This window comes from Algoriphagus terrigena DSM 22685 (genome assembly GCF_000429445.1).
Taxonomy (GTDB): Bacteria; Bacteroidota; Bacteroidia; order Cytophagales; family Cyclobacteriaceae; genus Algoriphagus; species Algoriphagus terrigena.
The window spans coordinates 1-21,959 of the sequence record NZ_AUBW01000005.1 but is presented as its reverse complement, the minus strand read 5'-3'; the positions used below and the strand labels follow the sequence as shown (position 1 = coordinate 21,959).

Sequence of the window (21,959 nt, the reverse complement as noted above, 5' to 3'; positions counted from 1 at the left end):
AAATGCACCTCAGATGTATTGAGATGCTTTTACCTTGGTCTGTGTTACCACAGACAACTGATTTAGCTCAAATCCTCCAATTGCTTTGCAAAAGGCTGATCGTAAAGCCGCTTGCCAGTCGCCTGATACAGGGCATTGGCCAAAGCGGCAAATACCGGTGGATAGGCAGGTTCGCCCAAACCCGTAGGGTCAAGCTGATTTTCCACAAAATAGGTCTCAATCGCTTTTGGAGCTTCTGTCATCCGGATCATCCGATACCGGTCAAAATTGCTCCGGTCCGGCACCCCATTCTCGAACTTCAATTCTCCAAACAGCGCCGTACCAATTCCGTCTATAGCCGCACCTTCACATAGGTTTTTTGCAGCATCAGGATTGACAACTAAGCCGCAATCGACGGCCTGAATAACTTTTTCAACCTCGACTTGCCCATTTTTTACTTTTAGATCTACGACCTGAGCTGCATAGCTGTTGTGACAGAAGTAAGCGGAAACTCCGCGCGAAATTCCCGTCGGAGCTTGACCCCAATTTGCCTTTTCCTTTAGCAGTTCCAATACTTTGGAGAATCGCTCCGCATCGTAGTCGTTGTTTTCACCAACCGGCTTGTCTTTGGCTTTTTGTAAAAGCTCCAGACGGAAATCAATCGGATCTTTTCCTGCCGCCTCGGCTACTTCGTCCAAGAAAGACTGCTCGGCCGCAGCAATAAAGTTGGATCTTGGAGCCCGAAAAGAACCCACCGTGATATTGGAAGGGACGGTCCATTCCTCCGCCCAATAATGCTCCACCGCACCTGCCGGGAATCGGTTGGCATACAAGGGAGGCTCTACCAAACCGCCTGCATTCACATGAAACCCGATCAGGTTGTTGTCTTTGTCCAAGGCCGCGCGATAGGTAGCCTGATACATGGGGCGGTAGATTCCTCCGGTCATGTCGTCCTCCCGGGTATAAATTAACTTGACCGGGGCATTGACTTTCTGGGAAATTACAGCCGCCTCGATCAGCCAATGCGCATAGGAGCGACGGCCGTAGCCTCCGCCCAGTCGCGTCATTTCGATGCTAATGTTTTCGACAGGGATTTCCAGTCGTGAGGAAAGAGCCTGTTCGGTCAGTTCAGGCTTTTGAAGTGGACCTGCACAATCGACTTTGTCTCCCTGCACATGTGCAAAGAAATTCATCGGCTCCATGCAGTTGTGGGCCAAAAAGGGGCCATTATAGGTTCGTTCTATGACTTTGGCAGCGGATATAAATGCCGATTCAGGATCGCCGTCTTTCCGGACCGTTCTGGCTTTCTTGGAAGATTCGGCCATTTTTAGCCTTTGTTCCGGCTCACTTTCCAATTGGCCGGGGATGGTCCGGTTTTCCTTTCTTCCTCCCCAATCCCGTTTTTCTTCGTAGGTGGAAAAAGGCTCCCATTCCACCCTTACGGCCTTTTTGGCATTCATCACTTCCCAAGTGGAATTGCCCACGATGGCGACCAAATCCGTGAAACTGGTGGTGTCGAAAAAGGTACGCTCATAGTCATCCTGATGGGATTTGATCTGGAAAATGTCCCGGACACCCGGAAGATTTTTGGCTGCCGCACCATCAAATGACTTCAACTTCATGCCGTGGGCAGGAGGGTGGATGATCATGGCATAGAGCATTCCAGCTTTTTTGTAATCAATCCCAAAAAGTGGTTTTCCTGTCACGATGTTTTTGGCTTCTACATTTTTGTGGGATTTGCCTATCAGCCTGAATTGGGAGATCTCCTTCAGGGGAACCTCTTCAGGGACGGGCAATGTAGCCGCCAAGGATGCCATCTCTCCGAAATGGGCTTTTTTACCGCTTGATTTATGGACCAAAAATCCGGGTTCGGTCGTGATCTCCGAAGCCTCAACCTTCCAGGTTTGGGCGGCTGCTTGGATCAATAAGTGGCGTGCAGTGGCACCGGCAGTGCGGAGCACCGTCCAACCCGTACGGATGGCCTGACTTCCACCGATAAATTGACGGGTAAAATTATCCGTGTCCAGCGGTGCTTGTTCCACTACCACTTTGGTCCAGTCGGCATCTAGTTCCTCTGCGACGATCAGGGGCATGGAAGTCTTGATGTTTTGTCCGCCCTCGGGATTGGGAGACATGAGTGTGACCAACCCATTTTCACCGACTTTGATAAAACCGTTTAGCCTAAACCATTCCTTGGGTAGACCAAGAGTTTCCTCCGAGTTGGGTTTGCAACCTGCCAGCAAGTTAAAGCTCAGCATCATACCCCCGCCCGCCAAAGCAGAGACTTTGAGGAAGGATCTTCGGTTGAGTTTTCCGTTGGAATTGGTCATGTTTGGATGATTTAGTACTGATTTGGTTTATTTGTTCAAAAACGCCTCTTCGATTTAAGGATTGCTTTTTATTGATCCACCAAAGCCGTCTCAGGTGCCCGGACACCAAGTAGCTTGAAGTTCTCGATTTCTGCCCGGATTTCATTCAATTCAGCCGCCGTAAATTTCACTTCCAGTGCTCCGATATTTTCAGCCAAATGTTGTGGACTTGTTGTCCCAGGGATCGGTACGATAAAGGGTTTTTGGGCCAATAGCCAAGCCAGTGAAAACTGGGCCATGGTGATTCCTTTTGCCTGAGACCATTTTCTGACGATTCTCAGGAAGGGCATATTTTGTTCAAAGCCTTCTTTTGAGAAGAATGGAAGCTGCGACCTGCGGTCCAGGTCGTCAAATCTGCTGTATTCGTTGAATCGTCCCGTGAGAAAGGAACGGTGTGTCGGACCCCAGGGAACAAAACCAACTCCGAGCTCCTCACAGGTGTCGAGAATTTGGTTTTCGACCACCCGTTCGGCCATGTTGTATTCCGACTGTAGGGCTGCAACAGGAAGTACCGCGTGGGCTTTTCGCAAGGTGTCTGGAGCTACCTCCGACAGTCCCCAATGCGCGGCTTTTCCCGCAGCAATCAAATCCTTCATTGCTCCAGCTACATCCTCAATCGGAACCTGTGGATCCCATCGGTGAAGGTAAAGCAGGTCAATGGTCTCAATCCGAAGTCTTTTTAGGCAACCTTCCGCCGCTTTTTTAAGCGACTCAGGATTGCTGTTTCGTCCCCGCCGCTGACCGTTTTGGATCTCAAAACCGATCTTGGTTGCGATCTTGATCTGGCCTTTAAATGGCTCCAAACCTTCGCCGACGACCTCTTCACTTCCGTGCGGCCCGTACACCTCTGCAGTGTCAAAGAAGGTAACGCCTCTTTCCACCGCTTTACGAAGATGGGCGACCATCTCATCCTTTGGAGGTGTAGGATTGTAAGTGCCCGCTATCATGCTCATGCATCCCAGCCCTATTCCCGACACTTCCAATCCCCCGAGTTTTCGGGTGGAAAGAGCCGGAGAGGAATTTTTCAGGTGCGGTATGGTGTCATCGCCTGAACCCATTGCTAGGGTAGGGGTCATCACCAGTCCAGCTCCGGCCATTGCCGCATTCCTGAAAAACTCCCGGCGGTTGGATATTGTTTGATGCTTCATGTTCTGTCGATTTTAATCTGTCTGATTTTGAAATTTGGCCTCGCTAGGCGCTAACTCAATCTCACTCTACTCTCTGTCAATCTTGTACAACCTACCAGCATCGGTAATCGCATAAAGCGCGTTATCCAAGCCTTGGGTGATATCCCGGAATCGCTGATTTTCGCCGACCAATAATCGTTCTTCTCCGACCACTTTGTTGTTGGAGTCGATGACAAGGCGGGCGATGTGCGTCCCGCTCAGAGCTCCGACGAAGAGATTATTCTCCCATTCCGGGATTCGGTTTCCTTTGTAAAATGTAATTCCGCTGGGCGAAATGACCGGATCCCAATAATAAACCGGTTGCTCCAAACCTTCCTGACGCTGGATTGCCGCACCCATCGGCTGACCGTTGTAATCTATCCCATAGGTGATCACGGGCCAGCCATAGTTTGCCCCTGCCTGTACAAGATTGATCTCGTCTCCGCCCCTGGGTCCAAATTCACTTAACCATAAGTCACCGGTTGTTGGATGAATGGCCAGGCCTTGGGGATTTCTATGACCAATACTGTATAATTCTGGCAGTGCACCCGCGGTGCTGAATGTTGGGTTTCCAGGTGCAGGCTGTCCATCGGTTGTAATACGGACAACCTTACCCAGTCCAGTTGTAACTGATTGAGCCAAATCCCGGGTGGCTGGCCAGGCGCGCTCACCGGTGCTGACCAACAAGTTACCGGTGGCATCAAAGAGGATACGTCCTCCATAATGTGCATCGCTGTTATCCGCCGGAGTGGCCCGATAGATTATCGATGGATTTTCTATAGTGGTTTCATTATCCGAAAGTCTCCCCTTAGCGACTGCTGTCAAATTTCCGCTGGCGGTTTGCTCAGAAAAGACCCAATAGACCATTCTGTTTGAGCTGAAATCTGGATCAATGCACAAGCCGAGCAATCCTCCCTGTCTAGCTGGGTTTACAGCAGGAAGACCTGTGATAGGGGCACTCAATTCACCCGATGTGGTAGCGATACGCATCTGCCCGGCTTTCTGGGTTATCAGCAATCTGCCATCCGGAAGAGGGGTGATGCCCCACGGTGCCGTTAGTCCTGAAGAGATAACCTCGGCCTTGATAGGAGTGGCTGTTTTCACTCCGCCAATCCGTATCTGACCTTCGAAGGCGGGCTGGTAGGTGGCATTTGGTCGGTTGGTTTCGACAGGAGCGCCTGCTTCTTGCTCTTGACCAGCGTCTTGATCATCCATCACCGCCTCATCGGCCGAGCAACTCGCATGGAGTCCTAAGCTGGCGATGGAAAATAGGAAAATGAATTTTGAAGTTTTCATGGTCAGATTTTTAATGATGATTCTAAAACAATTGACTTTAAGCTGGTTAAATACCCCTTGATTGCAGGCGGGCGCGATTCTTAAATGCCTTTTCGACTACGTCAAATCTGGCCTTTCGGGGATCGGGCTGGCTGGTCACTTGACCGTCCAAGCTGACATCAAGAATCTCTTCTTTTTGCAAATCATAAAGCGGCCATGTTGGCAGATTGTCTCCATTTGGATCTCCTGTCTTGGCGAAGTTTGCCCAATACGAGTTCATGATCCTCGCCAGTTCTTTCTCTGCAGGAGTTGGCTCAGCCGGAGGTCCCCATCGGGCATTGAGCGTGTTGAATACAAAGGAGACTTCAGACCCGTGACCGGCTCCATACGGAGACCGTTCCCTATTTGCAACAGGTACATACCCGAACTGAAACATGTAAACGGGTTCGTTTTCGGCTACGAAAGTTCTTGCCGTCATTCGTGCCGGTTCACCCCAGACCCAGTCGGTGTTAAACTTGGTGATGACCTCAGCGAAATCTTTACTTCCCTCAGGATCGAAGGCAGCTTTCGCCTCTGCTGCCAGATCGCCAAAAGTTGAGAAAAGTTGTTCTTTGGAAGTACTGCTGCTCACAAAAGCTCCGCCGATTTCGGCGCTGGAATTTCCGATCATCAGCGGAACTTTGGCCTGCCTTCCAGCTTTGTAGGCAGTTTCTGCAGTTTCCACGACCAGTTTGCCGTCGAAGATCGGACCGGAATAGGTTCGGTTGCCCAGGCTGTCGGCTTCTTGTCCGCCATCTATAATTTGATCCACAGGCAAAGCGCGAAGCTTGGCCAAAGCAGCCTGATCGGTTCCTTCGATTTGATGTCTTTTTGCAAAGTTGACACCGATCGTTTCAGCTGAAATTGTATAAAGTTCGTCGGCATTATCCTTATTTATAGGCCTTCCGGTCAAGACGCCGTCACGGCCACCACTTGATTCTCCGATAGCCTTATGGAAAAGTCCTTTTGCCGCCGGTATAGTCAAAAGTGAATGGACCGAAACTCCACCCGCTGAAAATCCGAAGATCGTCACGTTGTTTGGATCGCCTCCAAAGGCCGCAATATTATCCTGAATCCACTTCAGGGCGGCAATCTGATCCATGTAAGCGTAGCTGCCTTTGAATTCCTCCGGATGCTCTTGGCTCAAAGCCGGGAAAGCAAAATGCCCCAGACGTCCGAGTCTGTAATTGACCGTCGCGAGAATGACGCCCTGCTTGGCAAATGCATCTCCGGCAGATCCGGGACCAGCGCCGCTGCCTCCGGTAAATCCACCCCCGTGGATCCATACCATCACCGGCAACTTGGAATCCTTGCTTGCTGAAGCCGGAGCCCACACATTTAGGAAAAGGCAATCCTCAGACGTGACCGCTGTTGAACCCGGCCAAGTCCGCTGCGGACAATCTGCGCAATATTTCGTCGCATCCCGGACGCCTTCCCAGGCCTTGACAGGCTGGGGCGGTCTCCAGCGGAATTCACCCACAGGAGGTGCTGCGAAAGGGATCCCCTTGAAACTGGAGACATCTCCCTCGGTCGCTCCGCGGACCGTTCCGGAGTGAGTCTGGACGGAAGGCCCTTGGCCGTACGATGCCAGAGTGACAAGGATGGAGAAACTTAAAATTAGGATCTTCTTCATGTAAGGTTATGGTTAGGTCTTTGGTGTTGGGTTGTATCTGGGATTGTTTAGATATCGAGTTTTCTGTTTGCCAACCACTGGATGATCTTTGGATCCCGGTGGTCGAAAAAGGAGCTTTCGTCCTGGTGGAGCATTTTGATGGACTCCATTTCTTCTTCGCTGAGCTGAAAATCAAACACCTTGAAATTTTCTTCAATCCGTTCTTTTCTGACGGATTTCGGGATGGCGATGACGCCACGCTGGATCAGCCAGCGAAGGACCACCTGAGCAATGGATTTGTGGTGTTGCTCTCCGATAGAGGCAAGAAGTTCATTGGAAAACAGGCCGTTTTTCCCTTCGGCAAAGGGTCCCCAAGATTCGATTTGGACGTCGTTTTCCTTCAGAAATTTCTGGGTTTCGACCTGCTGGTGAAAGGGATGAGTCTCGATCTGATTGACGGCGGGGACGATTTCATTGAAGCAGATCAAGTCCATTACCCGATCGGGCTGGAAATTGCTGACGCCGATGGCGCGGATTTTCCCGCCTTTGTAGAGTTCTTCCATCGCCTTCCAAGACCCGTGGACGTCGCCGTATGGCTGGTGGATCAGGTAGAGATCCAGATATTCGACGTTCAGACGCTTCAGAGATTTCTCAAAAGCGATCTTGGTTTTTTCATACCCTGCGTCATGAATCCAAAGTTTGGTGGTCAGGAAGAGCTCTTCCCGGGATACCCCGCTTCTTCGGATTGCCTTGCCTACCGCTTCTTCATTTTGGTAGGATGCGGCAGTGTCAATCAGGCGATAGCCTGTCTGAATGGCATCTACCACGCTTTGTTCACATTGTGCCAAGTCGGCGATCTGGAAGACACCAAATCCCAAGATGGGCATTTCGATTCCGTTGCTCAGTGTTACAGTTTGCATCTCTGTAGTTGGTGTTAAAGTCTTGTTTTCAGTTAAAGATTGAATCAGAAAATCCAAGCCCACGCGGGCTCGGAGTTTCTTGTCACCCGGTCTATTTATATGTCTTTATGTCCAATCGACGATTTCCGAAATTGTGTAGGACTCATATTCGTTTTTCTCTTGAAGAAATTATTGAAATGTGTCACTTCGGTAAAACCCAACCCATCGGCTATATCCGATACATTCCAGTCACTATGCTGCAATAGGCGTTGGGATTCAGCTAGAATTCTGGTATTGATGACGACTGTGGTGGGGGTGTTTCTAACAGCTTTCACCGCTCTGTTCAGATGGTTTACATGGATGTTTAATTGCTGGGCGAAATCAGAGGCTGATCTCAATTTTAAAGTTCTCCCCAGGTTGTCGATCGGAAATTGTCCTTCCAGAAGTTTCAAGAAAGCCGAACTGATCCGAAGGGCAGCAGTCCCCGGTGACTCTTTTTCTTCAATAGTTGCTCCGATTTCGGTGCTTGAATAACTCATTGGTTTAACAGTTCCTGATTCAATTTTTTAATCTTAATGATCTCGTTGAATTTTCGAATCAAACTCTCTAGAATGCCAGTCTGTCCAGCCATTTCTCCACTTCCTGCCTGACTTCCACTTCTTTTTCTCCGTCCATTACAAAGAGGACCCCGTCCCGTTCTGATCCGCCACGAACCGAAAATCCCTCCAGAATCTCACTGTTGGGACAAAGCTCCGCGACCTTGTCAAAGCTGCTTCCGATGCCATAACCTCCGTTGGTGTTGAAGGGGACGACTGTTTTTCCGCTCAGATTATTCTCGGTTAGAAAGCTTTTCATGGGTGGTGGCAACTGCATTCCCCAGGTCGGGAAACCCACAAAAACCACCTCGTACTGATCCAGATTCGTGATTTTGGTTTTCAGAGGAGGAAGGAAGCCGGATTCATTTTCCCGGGCAACCTGAGCTACAATCTCCCGATAGTTTTCCGGATAGGGGGTCACAAGTTCCAGTTCGACCATGGTTCCGCCGACCTGCTCATGAATCATTTCGGCGACGGCTTTGGTATTTTTGGTGCGGGTGAGATAGACAATGAGGATTTTCTCTGAATCCATGGGAGCCATTCCCTGCGGATCAGCTGTCTGTGCTTGACAGGAGCTGGTCAGGGATGTCAAAAGAAAAAGGCCGAGGAGGAAGAGTTTCATTGGATTTTTTGTCAAATGGGATTACAAATCCCAAGGAGCATGAAGGAGTGTGATTACTGCCCGCCGGGTGTCATCAGTTTTGTGAAGGAAAGCGAGCCCAGTTTCCAGCCATCCGCTTTTTTGATGTACACTTCGGTGACTTCAAAAGGATTGGTGACTTCATTTCCGCCCACTTCGGCGATCAGTGTGATTCTGTTCAGCAGGATGGCGGTGTTGTCTATGATCTGTACCGAAACCTCATGAATGTCGGCCTTCTTGTACCAGATTCCTCCGCTGCGGATGATGTTGACTTCCTGCTCCTTGCCCCAGGCGCCGCCCATGTGGACAAAGACGGATTTGTCGTCAAAGAGCTCGGCGAGTTTGTCCGCCTCTTTGTCTGCCATCCATTGCCATTTGGTCTTGGAGAGCTCGATGATTTCCTGTTGCTCAGGAGAGTTTTGAGCGAGTGTTGCCTGCATTCCGAGTAGCAGAACAAGCAATGTGATGAGGGTATTTTTCATGGTCATTTGGTTTATGTGGAGTGCCCAAGTGAGTGTCCTCACTCACTTGATTTTATTTTTCAATTTCCGGTTAGTGAAGACACTAACCGGGGCTGTGGATTACTTCTCAAGCTCATGCGTGTCGCGCACACTGCTGAAGGTCAATGCCAGCATCTTCCAGTCTGAACCTTCTTTCTGATAGACTTCGGTCACCGTAAATTCCGTCACCACATCACTGCCTCTTACATTGGCAGTAAGCGTGATTCGATTCCAAACCACGGCTGTATTGCCGACGATCTCTATCGCGGTATCTTTCACATCCGCTTTTTTGTACCAGATGCTGCCCGTTTCGATGATTTCCAGTTCGCGGGCGGTAGTCCAGGTGCCGCTCATGTGCACGAATTTGGCCTGTGGGTGGAAAAGGGGAGTGAGTTTGGCGATGTCCTTGTCAGCCATCCACTGCCACTTGTCCATGGAGATTTTTTTAATTTCCTGCTCGGCGGCGGACTGAGCAAAAGAGAAAGATGCGCTAAGCAGAAACAGGGTAAATACGAGGAGGTACTTTTTCATAATTGTTATAGTTTGTAGCTGTTGTTGATTATTTATCCAGGCCTTTTTCTTTCAGCCATTTCGACATCAGATCAGCGATCTCGATATTATTTAGATCTGAAAAAGGAAAGTGGGTATTGCCCTTGATGCCGATTTCCGGCAGGTGGACTAGAGTCACATCCCCACCGTTTTCATTCACTGTTTTTGTCCAAATTTTCGCCATCTGAAGAGCCGCCCGCCACTGCTCCTGTGCTGGATTTTCCACAGGCTCGGATGGAATGAAGTCCCCATAGTAGATGATAATCGGGATCTGGGTTAGTTTTTTGAATTCATTCATCGGCACGCCCACTGCCCGCAGTGTTCCGCCTACATAGGGAATGGGTTCTGGGACGTTGCCTTCCGGAAATATGAAATTGCTTCCGGGCTCATAGGAGATGATTCCTTTGATCTGGTCTGTTTTAAGTGCGGTCAGCCAACCTTGCCCGCCGCTGTGTGAATGGGTGACCAAAATGCCATTGCCGATCTTTTCAAAAAGAGCAGCTACGGCGGTCGTATTCACATTCATGTCAATGGGACCTGTGTCGGGGGTCATTTGCCGGTAAAACTGATCCAGGGATGCCTCGTCTTTGGGAAACTGAACGCCCGGATAAAACTCCGTGCCGACTCCCAAGCGAAAAATCCCAAACCACAACTGATCATCTGTAGCTGCTGAGATCGTTCCAGGGACAGTACTTCGTGCGGCTCTTCCGCGTCTTGGCTGATCGATCATATAAACCGGATAGTTCTTTCTCAGGAAAATATTCTGAAATCCCTCGCGCCCATCAGGGGTGGTTTCCCATGTTTTGGAAAACTGACCATAGCCATGCCAGAAGACCAAAGGAAGTCCTTTCGCTTTTTCCGGGATTTGATAGAATACATAGGCGTGATCTCCGTGCAGGGTCTGTCCTTCCTGATTTTGATTGGCGGGATTGAAGGCTCCGTGTTTGATGGGGTCAAATACTCCGGGACTGGTTTTCACCGTTCCGCCCACTGCAAAGCTCCCCTGATCTTCAATGATTATAGGACGCTTTTGTGCAAAGGCAGGCAATGCGCTGCTAAATGCCAGTATTATAAGTATAACACCGGCTGTCAGCTTGGAAAACACTTTTGTTGGGTTAGATCTGATTGTCATACGCTGTTTAGGTAAATAACTCTGCGACAAGGATTTTAACAGCCCCAGCTTGGTTGCCACTCTTTGCCACAGTACTAATTGACGAAAAATAATCCTGCCGTTTGGCGGAAATCAATGGAATGCAGGGTTCTTTCACCCGAACAACCGATTCTATCTACGAATGGAAGATGGGGCTTTCAAAAGTTTGATCCGAGGCTGATATTTACCTCTCATTGGAGAAAACCTGCCTTCTGTAGATTGAAGAGGTCTGTTCGATGATTGTTAAAATCCCGTGTAAGTAAAAGTCCTACATTTCCTGCATGAAATCGAGCATTACTCAAGTGTCAGACAAACGGATGATTATTGCCCATGCGAGATTCCATGTAGCCATTGAAAAACAATAATCAATACATGAAAACCCGATTCATATCGCGACCGGCATTTTATGCGCTGCATATCCTTTTTTGGATAGGCTATGGCGCGATCTTGTATGCCTCGCTGAGCAATTGGATCGATTCTGATTTTGAATTGTGGAATGCGATACTTTCTGATGTCTTGGCATCTTCGGCAGTTGCCTATCTTACCTACTATTGGCTGCTGCCCCAGGTTTATGGCAAGGGGAAATATGGCCAGTATATCCTGTTGTCCATTGCTTTGATCGTCTTGGTGGTATTGTTCAGGGTGCACATACAGGGAATCTCGCATCGGTCTGTTTCCTACACCTATTTCATAAGATCAGTGCCGGCGATCGGATTTTATCTGAGCTCTACCGTGATCTGGTTTATTGTGAACCTGATCTCTGCCCAACGGAATGAGATCGAACTCCGGAACAGCCAGTTGGCTTCCGAACTCAAGTTTCTGAAGCTGCAGCTCAGCCCTCATTTCTTGTTTAATACGCTGAACAACATCTATTCGATGGCGTATTTCAAAGACAATAATACTGCTCCGGCGATCATGAAGTTGTCCGAGATGATGCGCCACATGCTCTATGAGGACCAGGGAAAGTTTGTGTCTCTGGCCAGGGAGATCGCTTTTATGGGAAACTTCATCGAACTCTGGAGACTGAAATTGGATGAAAAGCCGAAGATAGTTTTCACCCATACGGGAATCAAAGACCGGCATCGAGTTGCCCATTTGATCTTTCTGGTCTTTCTGGAAAACGCGTTCAAACACGGCAATACCATCGATGGGGCGATCACAGTTGCGATCACTGTCGACGCCGACGATCAGCTTTATTTTCACATCAAGAATGACATCATCAATGCCCGCAAGACTGCCGAGGAGGAAAGTGGAGTGGGACTGAGCAATGTCCGCAAAAGACTGAATTTGATCTATCCCGATAAGCATACCTTGGCGTTAGAGCAAAACCCAACCTCTTTTGAAGTTAAATTAACCATCGATCTGCAATGACCTACCGCTGTCTCATCGTTGATGACGAGCCGCCAGCCAGAAAGCTGCTCTCAGACTACGTCTCCAAAACTCCCAGTCTGGAGCTGGCCGGAGTATGCAGCAACGGTGCCGAGGCTTTACGGTTTTTGCAGGAGTTTCCCGTGGATATCCTCTTTCTTGATATCCGGATGCCACTGATGACGGGAGTGGATTTGCTGAATGAACTTCCGGAAAAGCCACTGACCATCTTTGTGACGGCTTACGAGGACTATGCGCTGAAGGGCTATGAGCTGGATGTGATCGACTACCTGATGAAGCCCGTTTCCTATGAGCGGTTCAAGAAAGCCGTGGACAAGGCTATCGACTACCTTTCTGTCCAAGTGGGGTCGGATCCACCTGCCGAAAAGGTTGATTACTTCTTTATCAAGACCGATACCCGGATAGTGAAGTTTTTGTTTTCGGAAATCCAGGCTATCGAAGCACAGCGGGAATATATCAAGATCATCACAGCGACCAGGAAAGTGATGTCGCTGGTCTCGCTGACCAGCATTGCCAATGCCTTGCCAGGCGAGTTTGTCCGGATTCACCGCTCCTTTATCATCAATATGCGGCATATCGATGAAGTCCAGTCCAACGAAGTTTTGATTGGAAAGGAGTTATACTCGATCAGCAGGAACTATCGCGACGAGTTTTTTAAGAAACTGGGCGACAGAAAGTTGTTGTAGAAACTGCCTTAAAAGAGATGATTATGAATATCAAAGCTTCATTCGGATACGCCTCAGGGCGCTAAGTCTTCTTGGTTAATTTCGGTAAAACCGGAAAGGCGGTTCTGTCCGGCGCGCTTTACCCTTTTGTGAAGGAGAGGATATAGCAGTTGTCTGTGCCGACAGGACGGAAACGCGATCGAGTCATCCTTGACAGCCACAGTTCACAACTTTGGATCCGCAAATTCACAGCTCAGGAAAGTTCCTGAATAATAGACTAAGCGTCTATGACCCATCAGGGTCTGTACAATAATCGAGACAGCAACGAAATCGTATCGGCCAATCGGAAGGGAGTCCAGGATGATCCTTGGGACTTGGCTGTTGATTTAAAAAAAAGCACTTTAAAACCACATTCGGCACCCTGCCCGATTGGTCTTGGAAACAAAGCCCTAACTGACTATCGATGCAGAGGGACCGGTTTAGTATTTAACAAAATGAAACTGATGATGGATAAATTCTTAGCACCGATACTGTTTATGCTTACCATGCTGGTTACGGCAAACGTGAATGCCCAAACAGGCGAAAAGCAAACATTAGACAGCAAGCAACAGGCTATTGTTAGGATTGCTGCAGTGACTGCAAGGGGTGATTTGGGAAAATTGCAAGATGAACTCAATGCAGGCTTGGATGCGGACGTGACTGTAAACTAGATCAAAGAAACTCTGATTCACCTTTACGCTTATGCCGGATTTCCACGGAGCCTTCGGGGATTGCAGACTTTCATGACAGTATTGGATGAGCGGAAAGCTCAAGGCATCACTGACGAAATGGGTGCAGCAGCATCGCCCATCGATAAGGAGGGTAGCAAATATGACAGGGGTAAAGCAGTATTGGAGGAACTGACAGGCTTACCCGAAACAGGCGCCAAGACCGGATATGCAGCATTTGCGCCTGAGATTGAGGTGTTTCTCAAAGAGCATCTCTTCGCAGATATCTTTGAGCGTGATGTGTTAACCTATGCTGAAAGGGAGCTGATCACTGTATCGGTACTGAGCAGTATCGGAGGAGTCGAGCCGATGCTGCGCTCTCATTTAAACATCTGCCTCAATGTAGGCTTGAGTCCCAACCAGCTAAAGCAGTTCATAGAGCTTATTCAAGCATCGATTGGAGAGAATGAAGCGAGAGCTGCGCAAATAGTTTTGGAGGAAGTGCTAAAAAGCAAACAGTAAAATTTAAAGTATTTAACGATGAAAAAATTAGCATTAGCAATTGTATTGACAGCATTCACAGTGATAACTATGGCAACTGCACAATCAAACCAAAAGAAGTATGAGTCCAATCCATGGACATTGGTCTATGAGGGAGCGATTACCAGGAATGAAAAAGGAAAGGTTAACATCCATCCTGTTACCTATAAACTCAACGGGATCGAAATCGCAGCCAATGTGTACACACCCGCCAATTACGATGCTTCAAAAACGTATCCGGCAGTAGTGGTGGCACACCCTAACGGCGGTATAAAGGAGCAGACAGCGGGACTTTATGCGCAACGTTTGGCTGAGGCTGGCTATATCACTATTGCCTTTGACGCTGCCTATCAGGGAGCAAGTGGCGGAGAACCCCGTCATACGGACAAGCCGCAAAACCGGACTGAAGATTTACACGGAGCGGCAGATTTTATCACCCAATATCCGGGTGTTGATGCCAACCGCTTAGGTGTATTGGGTATTTGTGGTGGCGGTGGCTATACCCTAAAGGCAGCCCAATCGGACAAACGCTTTAAAGCGGTTGCTACCCTGAGTATGTTCAATTCCGGTGAGGTAAGGAGAAATGGTTTCCAAAATTCTCAAATGAATACCATTCAGGAACGCTTAAAACAAGCTTCCGATGCCCGGGCTCAGGAAGCTGAAGGAGGTAAAGTTGAGGAAGATGCTCGCATAGAAACTGGCGGTAAGCCCCTTTATTCAGGTGTGGCAAGCATAACGGATGAAGAAATCGCGAATACTCCAACCGACTTGTACCGGGAAGGCTACGAATACTATTACAGAACCCACGCCCATCCCAATTCCACCTTTCTATACACCACGAGTAGCCTAATGGATTTAATGACTTGGGATGCTACCGACCAGATTGAATTAATCGATCAGCCTTTGCTCATGATGGCGGGAAGCAAAGCAGACACAAAATATATGACCGATGAAGCATTTGCCAAAGCGGTCAATGCGAAAGACAAGGAACTGTTCCTGATTGAAGGAGCTACACATATACAGACCTATTGGAATCCGGTATATGTATCGCAGGCTGTAGAAAAACTGAGTGAATTTTATAAAACCAACCTTTAAAATTTGGAACCATGAAGTATTCCCTTACATATATTTTGCCGCTGGCGCTTGTCTTTTTCACGGCTTGTAACAGCGACCCTAAAAAGGAAGAATCAAATCAGCATAGCGTACTAGTCTTTCCGCAGGGAGAGAAAATCACCAACACCAATTTTACAGGAACCGCCTACTTGCAGATGCTTGTTGACGCGGACAGCCTCAATTCTGTATCTGTGGGCAATGTGACCTTTGAGCCAGGAGCGCGAACTAAATGGCATAGCCATCCGGCAGGGCAAATACTGTTGGTAACTGATGGTGTTGGTTACTATCAGGAAAAAGGACAGTCCAAGAGGACACTTCGCAAAGGAGATACTGTAAAATGCCCGCCAAATGTCCCTCATTGGCATGGGGCCAGTGTGGACATCGCCTTTGTGCAGGTGGCGATCACAGGACGGGAAAAGGGTGAAACGGTCTGGTTGGAAGAAGTGACCGATGAAGAGTATAATCGTTAACCTATCAGAAATTAACCCGCTTAAGATTTTCAGCGAATTGGTGACGGAAACTTGAACTACAAATCGTAAGATTTGCAATCCGCTTCGCACCAAGGTCTGTTTCCTTACAGACCTTGGTGCCCAAGAATCAGAATTAGTTCACCTCCTCAACTTCTCTCCACACAAAATTGGAAGTTCGGTGCTTGATCAGCCATTGACCGTTCTGCTTGACAAACTCATCCTTGTAAATGGTGTAGAGGGTTGTTTTCATGGTTTTCCCCTCTTGCTCTCCGACGAGGATAACATGGCAATAAGAAGTTGCCGATGCCTTGTCTCCCTGTAAATCGATAGTCTGTTGACCGTTGTGATGATAGACAGTATGGAATTCAGCCAAAAATCCAGAAAACACCTCTTTCAATTGCTGACGGCCTACCAACTTCGAAGATTGATTGCCATTGGAAATAGATTCCACGACTCCATCTTCTGTGAAGAGTAGAACCTGCTCTTCGATTTCTTTGGTGTCTGCCAAGTTTGAAAATCGGTCCACCACATATTTAATGGCCATTTTGTCCTCGATTTCTGCAAGACGTTGTTCAAGCGATTTTTCCATGGTTTGTGCATTTAAATTGTTGACTGCAAAGAGCAAAGCGAATAATGAGATTAGTTTTTTCATATTTAGCGAAATTTATTTTTGACGTAAAGGTGTTTTTCCGTGGGTTCCTTTCGAAGAAGTACCCAAACTGGTACCGATATCATGTGCTTCTTTTAACTGTGCAGGTGCACGATCTCCAAAGACTCCAATGGATGTAAATCCATTTTCCAGTTCATTCAAATCAGCAGCTGAAAGTTTTACGTTTGCAGCTCCGATGTTTTCCTGCATGTGGGGAATGAGCCGTGTACCCGGTATCGGAACAATGAATGGTTTTTTGGCAAGTTGCCATGCCAAAGCGATCTTCCCTGGACTGGCCTGATACCGTTCTCCCACCAGTTGGAGCAAATCCACGATCTTACGGTTTTTAACCAATGCCTCTTCGGTGAACCTTGGGAAATTGAGCGATTTGCGAATGTCTCCTGCTGCAAAATTGTACGTTGGAGTGACTTTTCCAGTCAGGTATCCCATTCCGAGAGAACTCCAGGGAACGAATCCAATCCCCAATTCTTCACAGGTAGGAATCACTTCAGCCTCGGGATCCCGTGTCCAAAAGGAATATTCGTTTTGGACAGCCGTGACAGGATGCTCAGCATGTGCTCTGCGTATAGTGGCTTCTCCCGCTTCTGAAAGTCCATAGTGGCGGATTTTGCCAGCCTGGATCAATTCAGCCATTGTTCCGGCTACATCTTCAATTCGGACTGTTGGATCAACTCGATGCTGATACAATAAATCGATGTGGTCAGTTTGCAGTCGTTTTAGCATATAGTCCACTGCCTGTTTGATATGGGCGGGCTGGCTGTTAAGGCCACCTTTCATTTGGCCGGTTTCGAAGTCGATGTCGAAACCGATCTTGGAAGCAATGACTACGTCATTCCGATAGGACTTTAAAGCTTCACCAACAATGCGCTCACTGGTATGGGGGCCATATATCTCTGCGGTATCGAAAAACCGGTGCCCCGCTTCATAAGCGCTTTGGATCAATTTGATCGAATCAGACTTACTTGGTGGATTGCCATAAGCCCAGGCAATGTTCATGCAACCAAAGCCCATTTCGCTTACTTCAAGCGATCCCAGCTTTCTTTTCCCCAAGGAAAATTCCTGCACTTTACCAGTTGTATTAAGGAGATTATTTTCCGGGGATTTTGCCTGAGCCAAAGAAATCGAAGCAGAAAGCAGTGAGCCGGAGCTAAATGCGATGAAGGCAGCCTGCGTGGATTTGGATAGAAAATCTCTGCGATCCAAAAGATGTTTTTGTGATTCCATGACGTGGATGTTTTTGGATATTCAACTTACTGATACAAAGCTACCTACCACCTTTTCAACTACTCTGACATATATTTCGGTAATGCTTTCACATATGACGGTAATTTTAACTAAGATGAATTCGAACTACCAATAGGTGTCATTTTTGGAATGGAAGTTTGCCACATATCGTGTATGTTGAGCTGGCAAAAGATTGATTGATGAATTATGGAAGACATGGACATCGTGGTGGCAGGAGAATTGAGTAAAGACCTTAGGCTGAGTGATTTTTCTAATGATTATTTCACTCATATTCTTTGCGATGAGGGAGTCGGACAATTCCAGTTGGAAGGAAAAATGTATCAAATCCAAAAAAATGACTTGGTGATCTGGCTTCCTGCCAGCCTGGTCGATGGGGTGATGTTTTCACCTGACTTCAAGGCAACGTATCTTTTTGTTTCCTTCGATTTGATGAGTAAAAACAATCCGGATATAGGCTGGGCTATCAAAGGATTTTTATTTTCCAAGGAACATCCAGTGATGGCCTTGAATGATCCTGACTTCGAGAAATGCCGCCAAAATTTCAGTTCAATCAAAGAGAAGTTTGAAGGCCGGACACATCGTTTTAGAACTGAAATCGTCAACCTTCAGCTTCAAATCTTTGTAATGGAGATGTGGAACCTTTTCGCTGATCAGATGGATAAACGATTCAACAGCACAGAAAAAAGCTCTCTCTTTGAGCGCTTTTTACAATTGGTCCAAAGGCATTGTCTGGAACATCGGGAGGTGGAGTTTTACAGCGGTTTGCTCGCCATCACACCTAAGTACCTGACGGAGGTCTGCAAAAAAGCCAGTGGAAAAACATCGTCTGAATGGATTCAAAACTATACCGTCCAAAGACTCATCATCCTTTTAAAAACCCCCAATCTTAGTTTCACTGAAATCGCGGATACATTGCACTTTTCGAGTCAATCATTCTTTAGCAGGTATGTGAAAAAGACTTTAGGAGTCAGCCCTTCAGAATACCGACAACGGATGGAAGGGTAATTCATTTGCTCGGAGTCCACGATCCGAAAAATCACTCGGCAAATTGCCTATAGCTCGGGATCCAAGTATTTTAAATATTTCCCCGGACTTTTTAAGCAGCATGTGGGAATTTCACCAAAGGAGTATCGGGAGTCAGTGAATTAGTAGTGTGATTAACGATCTATCATTTTCTGCGAAGCTTCAGAATAGCGTTTTCCGACGATGTCCAACTGAGCCAGAACTTGATCAACGATTGCCAGGTCATTCGTCGAAAGCTGGACGGATGTGCTTTCTAGATTTTCCTCCAATCGGTGCAACTTCGTCGTGCCCGGAATTGGAACGATCCAAGGTTTTTGAGCCAGGATCCAGGCTAGAGCGATCTGCGCCGTGGTTGCCCGTTGGGCATCCGCCAGGATTTCCAGCTGATGAACCAATTCCAGATTGGCTTTTCTGGCCTCTGCTGCAAACCGGGGAACGGTATTTCTGAAATCCGTCGGGGCAAAATCAGTCTTTTCGTCCATCTTTCCGGTGAGGAATCCCTTTCCCAAAGGACTGAAAGGGACAAAACCGATTCCCAGTTCCTCCAAAGTAGGAATAATCTCTTCCGTTCTCTCCACCAGAGGGAATACTCGCTTTGCAAAGCAGCTACTGGCTGCACCGCATGAGCACGCCGGATGGTTTTTACCCCGGCTTCAGAGAGCCCAAAGTGTTTCACTTTCCCTTCCCGGATCAGGTCCTTTACCGCACCGGCCACTTCCTCAATAGGTACATTGGGATCTACCCGATGTTGGTATAATAGGTCAATTGATTCGACCTTCAATCGCTTCAGTGATCCTTCTACTGCTAGTTTGATATGTTCCGGTCGGCTGTCAAGCTGACTCCAACGGCCTTCCTTATCCGGGGCAAAACCGAATTTGGTAGCGATCACGACTTTACCTTTGAAAGGATCCAAGGCTTCACCGACCAATTCCTCGTTGATAAAGGGCCCATAGACTTCCGCGGTGTCAAAAAAAGTAACACCCAATTCTACCGCTTTCCTTATCAAAGCGATCATTTCGTTTTTATCGGCTGGAGGACCATAGCCAAAGCTCATTCCCATACAGCCCAAGCCCAGGGCTGATACTTCAAGTCCGGTGTTTCCGAGTTTTCTGGTCTGCATGATTTCTGTAGGTTTTGTTTGAATTCACTTGGTGTGTTACGTCTTACAAAATTGAGTACTTCAAACAAGATTAATTAACTCTTTTCAAACAATGCTTTATGAAAATCAAACAATTGCGTGAAAGAAACTAGTGCAAAGGCCGGGGTGAATCCACGTTTTTGGTCGAGTTTAGAGTTCTTTTTTGGTTTGAAAAACGTAGGTGCTTTGAGGACTCCCAAACTGTTTGAAATCTGTAAGTTTTGATTTGATTCCTGTTACTTTCTAAAATAGAGATTGGGGATTTTTGTAAAATAGAATAGTCTAATTCCCCGAGTGGAAGTAAATTATGGAAAAGCCGGAAAGCCTGGAGGAGTTTTACTGTCGAAAGTTTGAAAGTGTGCCTGGGAGTTTTGGCAGCGAAATCGGCCATTTCAACCTGTTTCGTCTGGAGCCATTGGTTGAAGGGAAACCAACCATGATCCCTTACAAACGCCGTGATTTTTATAAGATCATGCTGGTCAAAGGCGGTAGCAAGGTGCACTACGCTGACAGGATTTACGAAGTCAAAAACCAGGCTCTTTCCTTTTCCAATCCCATGATTCCCTATAAATGGGAGCATTTGGACCGGATCAGAGAGGGAGTTTACTGCATCTTCAATCCCCAGCTTTTTCATCAGTTTGGACAGTTTCAAGAGTACGAGGTGTTCCAACCCCAAGGAATCCATCTGTTTGAATTAACCGACCCGCAGGCTAAAGAGGTCAGAGAGATATTCGGAAAAATGGAAAACGAGTTCAATTCCGATTATAAATACAAGCTGGACCTGATCCGCAATCTGATTTTTGAACTGATCCATTTAGGCCTGAAGATGCAGCCTGCCGGATTGGTCGAAAAACAACACGTCAACGCCTCCCAGCGGATTGCTGCGCTGTTTTCAGAATTGCTGGAGCGGCAGTTTCCCATCGATGAAAATCACACTAGCATTGGCCTTCGTTCTGCATCGGATTTTGCAGATCAGCTGAATGTCCATGTCAATCACCTCAACCGTGCGGTCAAGGCGGTGACTCAAAAAACCACCACCCAGCTTATTTCCGAAAGGATTCTCCAAGAGTCCAAGGTCCTCTTGAAGCATAGCTCCTGGAGCATCTCCGAAGTGGCCTTTTCCTTAGGCTTCAACGAGGTGACCCATTTCAATAATTTCTTCAAAAAACAGCTAAATCTCAATCCTACCCAATTTAGAAAAGGGCCATCGCTTTAAAAGAACTCACATAGATAGATTGTTTAACAAGAAAGCCCAGGCCCCGTGGGCTTGGGGTTTTTCCTATCTTATTTGTTTACAATCCTTCATTGCCTAAACAATTTAAGAATTTCAAGTCACTGAAATTGTTGGGTTGAGCGCGTCATGGGAAACTCCTTAAACAGCAAAAAGAAAACGGGAGATGATTCACTCGTACACGTCGTTCCCCTCGTACCGTACGAATTGTTCGAGACTGAAATCCGAAACGATTCAACTGAATTTAAATTTCCGAAGCTCAGATCGGTTAGTATTTGGGATAGATAATCCGGCGCTTTCAGGCCGTAGCAATCAAAACAGATCAAGCCATTTTTATCAACTAAATAGTTGATTCTTCCTGATGTATTTTCAAGACTTTTTTGCGTTCTTACGAAATTGCGCGGAAGCGTACCGTCACTGCGTTTAGCGTTGACTGGTAAACTTCCGCGCTGGTTGGGGATGCTTTTAGAAGCAAGAATTGTTTTCAAGTAGTATGCTGAAGCAGTTTAAATTATTGTTAAAATCAATTTGACTCGCCATTAGGGCGTGATGTTTTCAATTGTCGTGACCTCGCCGAACAGACTGACCACATAAGCGGTGTTTCCTATGAGCTCCATGGAGCTCGGCTGATTAAGGCCGTCGAGGAGGATGGTGAAAGTGCCATCCGAGTTAACCCTCACGAGCGCACCGGTGTTTGGCTGTGACTCGTCCTAAAAACAGTTTACAGGTTATAGTTTAAATCCTGATACTGATTGACTGTTTTTGGTTCGTCCTTTTATAGGTTTACAAGTGTACGATTTTTGGCATAGTAGTTTTTCCACAACCGATCTGTTTTTTGATTGGTTTGGTGGATTTCCTCAGGTGTTTTGTTTCCTATACTCATATGAGGTCGTTCTTGGTTGTAGAGGTTGACAACGTGGGAAAGCAACTCGTTTGCCTCTTGTATGGAATTTACTTCATAGCAATCCAGGTATTCTCCTTTGATAATTCCATT

The 21,959-nt window shown here is 47.3% G+C and carries 22 protein-coding genes and 1 pseudogene; 8 read left to right on the top strand and 15 right to left on the bottom strand.

Annotation, left to right across the window (positions count from 1 at the left end; translation table 11 throughout):
• Nucleotides 1-62 precede the first annotated feature (62 nt).
• The 10 genes from G459_RS0104170 to G459_RS0104125 all read right to left on the bottom strand — a co-directional run bounded on the left by G459_RS0104170 (nucleotide 63) and on the right by G459_RS0104125 (nucleotide 10,756).
• Entirely contained in the window at nucleotides 63-2,309 is a 2,247-nt protein-coding gene (locus tag G459_RS0104170; protein ID WP_026966516.1) for a xanthine dehydrogenase family protein molybdopterin-binding subunit, read from the bottom strand.
• Between the two features lie 68 nt (nucleotides 2,310-2,377).
• Entirely contained in the window at nucleotides 2,378-3,496 is a 1,119-nt protein-coding gene (locus G459_RS0104165; protein ID WP_026966515.1) for an aldo/keto reductase, read from the bottom strand.
• A gap of 66 nt (nucleotides 3,497-3,562) precedes the next feature.
• A complete protein-coding gene (locus G459_RS0104160) occupies nucleotides 3,563-4,810 on the bottom strand; it encodes a PQQ-dependent sugar dehydrogenase (protein WP_026966514.1) in 1,248 nt (415 codons plus the stop codon).
• Nucleotides 4,811-4,856: 46 nt separating this feature from the next.
• On the bottom strand, nucleotides 4,857-6,461 hold the full coding sequence (locus tag G459_RS0104155) for a carboxylesterase/lipase family protein (protein WP_026966513.1): 1,605 nt from the start codon (nucleotides 6,459-6,461) through the stop codon (nucleotides 4,857-4,859).
• A gap of 47 nt (nucleotides 6,462-6,508) precedes the next feature.
• A complete protein-coding gene (locus G459_RS0104150) occupies nucleotides 6,509-7,360 on the bottom strand; it encodes an aldo/keto reductase (RefSeq protein WP_026966512.1) in 852 nt (283 codons plus the stop codon).
• Between the two features lie 95 nt (nucleotides 7,361-7,455).
• Nucleotides 7,456-7,878 carry a helix-turn-helix domain-containing protein gene (locus G459_RS26760; protein ID WP_051315058.1) on the bottom strand — a complete coding sequence of 141 codons (423 nt, stop codon included), beginning with the start codon at nucleotides 7,876-7,878 and terminating at the stop codon, nucleotides 7,456-7,458.
• Nucleotides 7,879-7,945: 67 nt separating this feature from the next.
• Nucleotides 7,946-8,557, bottom strand: coding sequence for a flavodoxin family protein (locus G459_RS0104140; protein ID WP_026966511.1), 612 nt, complete (start codon nucleotides 8,555-8,557; stop codon nucleotides 7,946-7,948).
• Between the two features lie 53 nt (nucleotides 8,558-8,610).
• The gene (locus G459_RS0104135; protein WP_026966510.1) at nucleotides 8,611-9,057 is read right to left on the bottom strand and encodes a nuclear transport factor 2 family protein; all 447 of its coding nucleotides are present in this window, start codon (nucleotides 9,055-9,057) and stop codon (nucleotides 8,611-8,613) included.
• 99 nt (nucleotides 9,058-9,156) lie between these two features.
• Nucleotides 9,157-9,606 carry a nuclear transport factor 2 family protein gene (locus G459_RS0104130; protein WP_026966509.1) on the bottom strand — a complete coding sequence of 150 codons (450 nt, stop codon included), beginning with the start codon at nucleotides 9,604-9,606 and terminating at the stop codon, nucleotides 9,157-9,159.
• A 28-nt stretch (nucleotides 9,607-9,634) separates the two neighbouring features.
• The gene (locus tag G459_RS0104125; RefSeq protein WP_026966508.1) at nucleotides 9,635-10,756 is read right to left on the bottom strand and encodes an alpha/beta hydrolase; all 1,122 of its coding nucleotides are present in this window, start codon (nucleotides 10,754-10,756) and stop codon (nucleotides 9,635-9,637) included.
• Between the two features lie 390 nt (nucleotides 10,757-11,146).
• On the opposite strand from G459_RS0104125, the gene G459_RS0104120 reads away from it, so the two are divergent.
• The 6 genes from G459_RS0104120 (at nucleotide 11,147) to G459_RS0104100 (ending at nucleotide 15,658) form a co-directional block, all read left to right on the top strand.
• Nucleotides 11,147-12,145, top strand: a complete 999-nt coding sequence (locus tag G459_RS0104120; protein ID WP_026966507.1) for a sensor histidine kinase — start codon at nucleotides 11,147-11,149, stop codon at nucleotides 12,143-12,145.
• On the top strand, nucleotides 12,142-12,849 hold the full coding sequence (locus G459_RS0104115) for a LytR/AlgR family response regulator transcription factor (RefSeq protein WP_026966506.1): 708 nt from the start codon (nucleotides 12,142-12,144) through the stop codon (nucleotides 12,847-12,849). The genes G459_RS0104120 and G459_RS0104115 overlap by 4 nt, the downstream gene beginning before the upstream one ends.
• Nucleotides 12,850-13,115: 266 nt before the next feature.
• Entirely contained in the window at nucleotides 13,116-13,538 is a 423-nt protein-coding gene (locus G459_RS30355) for a hypothetical protein (protein ID WP_245588124.1), read from the top strand.
• Between the two features lie 72 nt (nucleotides 13,539-13,610).
• Nucleotides 13,611-14,057 carry a carboxymuconolactone decarboxylase family protein gene (locus tag G459_RS30350; RefSeq protein WP_245588123.1) on the top strand — a complete coding sequence of 149 codons (447 nt, stop codon included), beginning with the start codon at nucleotides 13,611-13,613 and terminating at the stop codon, nucleotides 14,055-14,057.
• An 18-nt stretch (nucleotides 14,058-14,075) separates the two neighbouring features.
• Complete coding sequence (locus G459_RS0104105; RefSeq protein ID WP_026966505.1) at nucleotides 14,076-15,170, top strand: alpha/beta hydrolase; 1,095 nt, start codon at nucleotides 14,076-14,078, stop codon at nucleotides 15,168-15,170.
• 11 nt (nucleotides 15,171-15,181) lie between these two features.
• The gene (locus tag G459_RS0104100) at nucleotides 15,182-15,658 is read left to right on the top strand and encodes a (R)-mandelonitrile lyase (RefSeq protein ID WP_026966504.1); all 477 of its coding nucleotides are present in this window, start codon (nucleotides 15,182-15,184) and stop codon (nucleotides 15,656-15,658) included.
• Between the two features lie 133 nt (nucleotides 15,659-15,791).
• Here the strand turns inward: G459_RS0104100 and G459_RS0104095 are convergent, their stop codons facing one another.
• Both G459_RS0104095 and G459_RS26750 read right to left on the bottom strand, forming a co-directional pair.
• Complete coding sequence (locus G459_RS0104095; RefSeq protein WP_026966503.1) at nucleotides 15,792-16,310, bottom strand: nuclear transport factor 2 family protein; 519 nt, start codon at nucleotides 16,308-16,310, stop codon at nucleotides 15,792-15,794.
• A 12-nt stretch (nucleotides 16,311-16,322) separates the two neighbouring features.
• The gene (locus tag G459_RS26750; protein ID WP_245588122.1) at nucleotides 16,323-17,552 is read right to left on the bottom strand and encodes an aldo/keto reductase; all 1,230 of its coding nucleotides are present in this window, start codon (nucleotides 17,550-17,552) and stop codon (nucleotides 16,323-16,325) included.
• Between the two features lie 207 nt (nucleotides 17,553-17,759).
• Here G459_RS26750 and G459_RS26745 point away from each other — a divergent pair, with 207 nt between their 5' ends.
• Entirely contained in the window at nucleotides 17,760-18,578 is an 819-nt protein-coding gene (locus G459_RS26745; protein WP_051315057.1) for an AraC family transcriptional regulator, read from the top strand.
• A gap of 152 nt (nucleotides 18,579-18,730) precedes the next feature.
• Here the strand turns inward: G459_RS26745 and G459_RS26740 are convergent.
• Nucleotides 18,731-19,611, bottom strand: a pseudogene (locus tag G459_RS26740) (aldo/keto reductase).
• A gap of 430 nt (nucleotides 19,612-20,041) precedes the next feature.
• Here G459_RS26740 and G459_RS0104075 point away from each other — a divergent pair.
• Nucleotides 20,042-20,950 carry a helix-turn-helix domain-containing protein gene (locus tag G459_RS0104075; protein ID WP_026966502.1) on the top strand — a complete coding sequence of 303 codons (909 nt, stop codon included), beginning with the start codon at nucleotides 20,042-20,044 and terminating at the stop codon, nucleotides 20,948-20,950.
• Between the two features lie 554 nt (nucleotides 20,951-21,504).
• Here G459_RS0104075 and G459_RS29775 read toward each other — a convergent pair.
• Both G459_RS29775 and G459_RS26735 read right to left on the bottom strand, forming a co-directional pair.
• Nucleotides 21,505-21,645, bottom strand: a complete 141-nt coding sequence (locus G459_RS29775) for a hypothetical protein (RefSeq protein WP_157373270.1) — start codon at nucleotides 21,643-21,645, stop codon at nucleotides 21,505-21,507.
• A 95-nt stretch (nucleotides 21,646-21,740) separates the two neighbouring features.
• Nucleotides 21,741-21,959, bottom strand: a 219-nt coding sequence (locus G459_RS26735; RefSeq protein WP_035455166.1) for an integrase core domain-containing protein, incomplete at its 5' end; no start/stop codon positions are given.